This is a genomic window from Thermoplasmata archaeon, from assembly GCA_035632695.1.
In the GTDB taxonomy this organism is placed as follows: Archaea; Thermoplasmatota; Thermoplasmata; order RBG-16-68-12; family RBG-16-68-12; genus RBG-16-68-12.
The window spans coordinates 1-4,315 of sequence record DASQGG010000160.1 but is presented as its reverse complement, the minus strand read 5'-3'; the positions used below and the strand labels follow the sequence as shown (position 1 = coordinate 4,315).

5 protein-coding genes are annotated in these 4,315 nt (G+C 65.4%); 3 read left to right on the top strand and 2 right to left on the bottom strand.

From position 1 onward, the window contains the following. Window positions 1–242: hypothetical protein (locus tag VEY12_10090; GenBank protein HYM40467.1), on the bottom strand; the 242-nt coding region annotated here is incomplete at its 3' end. A gap of 198 nt (window positions 243–440) precedes the next feature. On the opposite strand from VEY12_10090, the gene VEY12_10085 reads away from it, so the two are divergent. The 3 genes from VEY12_10085 (at window position 441) to VEY12_10075 (ending at window position 3,676) form a co-directional block, all read left to right on the top strand. After that, window positions 441–1,181, top strand: coding sequence for a helix-turn-helix domain-containing protein (locus tag VEY12_10085; GenBank protein ID HYM40466.1), 741 nt, complete (start codon window positions 441–443; stop codon window positions 1,179–1,181). A 6-nt stretch (window positions 1,182–1,187) separates the two neighbouring features. Continuing rightward, window positions 1,188–2,396: an NAD(P)/FAD-dependent oxidoreductase gene (locus VEY12_10080; protein HYM40465.1), complete on the top strand. Its 1,209-nt coding sequence runs from the start codon at window positions 1,188–1,190 to the stop codon at window positions 2,394–2,396. A gap of 98 nt (window positions 2,397–2,494) precedes the next feature. Continuing rightward, window positions 2,495–3,676, top strand: a complete 1,182-nt coding sequence (locus tag VEY12_10075; protein ID HYM40464.1) for a divalent metal cation transporter — start codon at window positions 2,495–2,497, stop codon at window positions 3,674–3,676. Between the two features lie 85 nt (window positions 3,677–3,761). On the opposite strand, the gene VEY12_10070 is transcribed toward VEY12_10075, so the two are convergent. Beyond that, on the bottom strand, window positions 3,762–4,315 hold a 554-nt coding region (locus tag VEY12_10070; protein ID HYM40463.1), incomplete at its 5' end, for a cation-translocating P-type ATPase C-terminal domain-containing protein.

Sequence of the window (4,315 nt, the reverse complement as noted above, 5' to 3'; positions counted from 1 at the left end):
TCGCTTTCGTCTCGCACGCCGCGAAGCGCGCCATCGATGGCATCTATCTGGTTCTGCAGGGTCATCACAATCACCAACAGCGTCACGTTCAGCAACAACAGCGAAACCCCGACGCCGAAGATGCCGTACAGCGATGTCAGTGCCAGGAAGACGATTGTCTCCAGGAACAAAACCAACCAACTGATGTAGACGGCCCGTCTTCCTCTCTCCTTCCATTCCCGAAGTGGCGCGCCATTCGGCATTCGTTACCCCCCGTTCACGGCAAGCGAGGCGGTCTCCTGAGCAGGACCGCCGACAGCGAATGATAACCGCTGCGCCCTATATCATGTCGAGGGCGCAGTAAACGGAGGGTGCCTCCGGCGCTGGAATGCGGGTTAACCACCTGCGACCTATCGTGTGTAAAAAGGGTTAAACGGGCTGCCCGATATCCACCGCGCGTGATGCCCTCCGACGTCTCCAAGCTCCTCGAGTCGGGGCTGGACCTGGAGACCGAGTTCGAGAGGGCTACGAAAACGCTGGAGTCCATCGGACTCTCCAGCTACGAGGCGCGGGGATACATCGCGCTCGTCGCCCACGGTTATGGGAGTGCGGAGACGATTGCCGCGACCGCGAAGATACCGCGCACCTCGGCGTACAAGGTTCTCCAGAGCCTGTGCTCCAAGGGCTTCGCGATCTCCACGCGGGGCCGGCCCACGATCTTCAAGCCCGAGGCCCCGGGCAAGGTGAAGAGCCGCGTCATGGACCACCTGGAGGACACGTTCAACAAGCTGGACCTCCTCCACGAGGTCCTCCGGGACAGGGGCGAGCCGCAGCTCGTGTACACGATCGGCGGGAAGGAGCGCGTCCTCGAGAAGATCGGGGAGCTCCTCGACAAGTCCGGGGAGACGTTCATGGTCTCCACACCCACCTTCTCCGAGATCCGGGAGAACCTCGGGAAGAAGATCGAGCACGCCGTGGACCGGGGCATCCGCTTCACGATCATCACGGAGCCCGGGCAGAAGATCCCGGAGGGCGCGACCGCGGTCTACCGCAAGGGGCTCATCGCCACGGATGTGATCGTGGACGGGTCGAGTGCGCTCATCGCCTCCCCTGACCTGTCGGCGTGCGGCTACACGGACAACGCGTCCCTTTCCAAGCATCTGGAGAACTTCCTCGAGATCATCATGAACCTCAAGGAGTGACGGGCCGTGCCGACGGCACGGGACTCCTTCGACGTGGTGGTCGTGGGCGCCGGACCCGCCGGTGGCCTGGCGGCGGAACGCATCGCCCGCAAGGGGTATGAGGTCGCCCTGCTGGAGGAACACCGGGAGATCGGCGAGCCGATCCAGTGCGGCGGCCTCGTCACGCCGCGGGTCTTCGACTACGTGAAGTGCAAGGAGACCATCATTGGAGAAATCCATGGCGCGGAAATCTTCTCGCCGAAGGGGCGGTGCCTCCGCATCGACGGCCACGAGACGGAGGCCGTGGTCGTCCACCGCGCCATGTTCGACCGGGCCATCGTCACGGAGGCGGTCCGGGCGGGCGCGCACACCTTCCTGGGTACCCAGGCCCAGACGGGCGCGTACAAGGACGGCGGGGTCGAGGTCGTGGTGGATCGGGACGGCCAGATGAGCAGGATTCGCGGGAAGATTCTAATCGGATGCGACGGCGTCCGGTCGAACGTGGCCAAGTGGTTCCATATCCTGCGGCCGAAGAAGATCCTGCCCGGGTTCGAGGTCGAGTTGACCGGGGTCCGCGGCGACCCGGGTTTCGTCAAGCTGTTCGTCGGGAACCAGGTTGCCCCGGGCTTCTTCGGTTGGATCATCCCGAGCGGGGACACGGCCCGCGTGGGCCTCTGCGTGGGCGAGGGGAACGCGTACGCGTACCTCGAGAAGATGCTCCAGCGGCCCGAGGTCCGCCAATACACGAAGGGAGCGCAGCCCATCCTATACATCGTGGGAGGCATCCCCATCGGTTTCCCTCGGCGGACGTACGCGGACCACGTGATGGTCGTCGGGGACGCGGCCTGCCAGGCGAAGGCCACGAGCGGAGGAGGCATCTTCACGAGCCTTCATTGCGCCAGCTTGGCGGCCGAGACCGCCATCGTCGCGCTGGAGCAGGAGGACTTCTCCGCCCGCATGATGCACCGCTACCACCGGGCGTGGACGAAGTCCATCGGCAAGGAGCTCCGTAAGGACCTGGCCATCCACGAGAGCTTCGAGAGGCTCTCGGATCCACAGTTCGAGGAACTGTTCGAGATCTTCGATGACCCGGACATCCTCAAGCTCATCGAGGACACCGCGGACATCGACTTCCCGTCGAGGATCGGGTGGACCCTAATCCGTAGGGATCCGCGGATCCTGAAGTACGTCGGGAAAGCCCTCCGGACCATGATCGCGAAGACGGTGGGCATCTAGGTCGAGCCTCCCCCTGCGGCTCCTGCGGCTCGGCATAACCCTTACTCTATGTACGGAGCCTTGAGGAGGGTCTGGGAGACTTTCGGTCAGCCGAAACTATGAACCTCCACGTTCGTGAGACGGTGGCCGCGCTGGGGCCTGCATGGCTCGTCATGATCGCGGACGTGGACGTGGCGAGCATCGTCACCGGACTCCAGGCGGGCGCGTCCTGGGGCTATCACATGATTTTCGTCATGCTCCTCCTGACCGTGCCGTTGTTCCTCATTCAGGACGCCGCGGGACGGCTCGGGACCGTGGGCCGTGTCGGTCTCGGGGAGGCCATCGGACACAAATACGGGCGTCGGACGGCCCTCTTCGCGGCGCTCCCCATGGCGGTCACCGACTTCCTGGAGTACGTCGCGGAGTACGCGGGCATCGCGATCGGGCTGACCCTCCTCGGCCTGCCGGTCCTCCTCGGACTCCTCGTGGCCTACGGGGTCCACATGGCGATCGTGGTCGGAAGGGAGTACCGCCAGGCGGAGATCCTCCTGCTTCCGGTGAGCTTCGCCCTCGTCGCAACGCTGGTGGCATCCGTCCTCCTTTTCCACGTCGACCTGGGCCAGGTTGCACGGGAGGGGCTCTCTCCGATCCAACCGTACGGGGACCCGTCCTTCCGCTATCTGGCGGCGGCAAGCATCGGGGCCGTCGTGATGCCCTGGATGCTCTACTTTCACTCGGGTGCGGACGCCCGCAAGGGCCTCGGGCTTCAGGACGTGCGCCGGGAGCGGCGAACCACGCTCGTGAGCGCCGTCGTGTCGGAGCTCGTCATGGCGGCCATCGTCATCGTGGGAGTGCAATTGCCCGCGTTGGGAGGCGCGGTCGGCGTCCAATCCGCAGCGGGGGTGCTCGCGCCCATCGGTCCCTTCGCCACGACAATCGTGGGCATCGGATTCCTCGCCGCGGGATTCCTGGCCCTCGTCGTGGTCTCCATGGGATCGACCTGGGGCGTCATGGAGGCCGCGGGCACCACCTCCCGTCGCTCGTTGCTGTCCATCTATGTCGGCGAGAGCGCGCCGGCCCTGCTTCTCGTGGTCTTCACGACGAGCTACGTGCCCCTGATCCTGGGGCTCATGGTCTCCTTCACGGTGATCATCATCCCCTCGCTCTTCTTCCTCGGCAGGCTCGTCTCGGATCCCGACACCATGCGGGGCAGGCCCTTCCGGCGGACCGAGACGATCGCGTTCTGGGCCGCGTCCGCCGCGGTCGTGGGCGGCGGCCTCCTGGGCATGCTTGCGCTTTGAGCGTGGTGCACCCGGGGGGAGGCGTCGCGGGGAGCGAGCTCCACGGGACCGCGCCTATGGGAAGGGTCCGCGACGACGACCCGTCCTACCCGGCGACGCCGCCCTTCGCCGCCTCGCGAAGCAAGGGCTTCTTCTTCAGAATCTCGGAGACTAGGAAGGGGAGCAGGGCCATCCCTACAATCCAGACCCACTCGAAGGGGCCCAGGGGCATGAGCCGCATGAACTCCGCGGCCGCCGGCACGTACATGAGGAGGCCGTACACGCCAAGGGCGATGACCATCGTCGGGACGAGGAACCGGTTCGCGAACAACCGCTCGATCTTCGCACCCCGTTGGGCCAAGGTGGTGACGATGAGCAGGATCTGACCGACGATCATCACGCTGAAGCCCACGCTACGGGCGTACGTGTCGCCGAAGGGCAGGGCGACGAGGTACGCGAAGAGGGTAGCCAGGAAGAGGACCGTCCCCACCACGATCAGGTCGAGGAACTCGCCGCGGTGCAGGAGCTTCGTCTTCTTCTCCCGCGGGCGACGGCTCATGATCTCGGTCTCCTCGGGCTCCTTCTCGTACACGATCGAGATGGCCGGGTGGAGGACGAGCTCGAGGAACACGATGTGGACGGGCATCAGCAGGAGTGGGA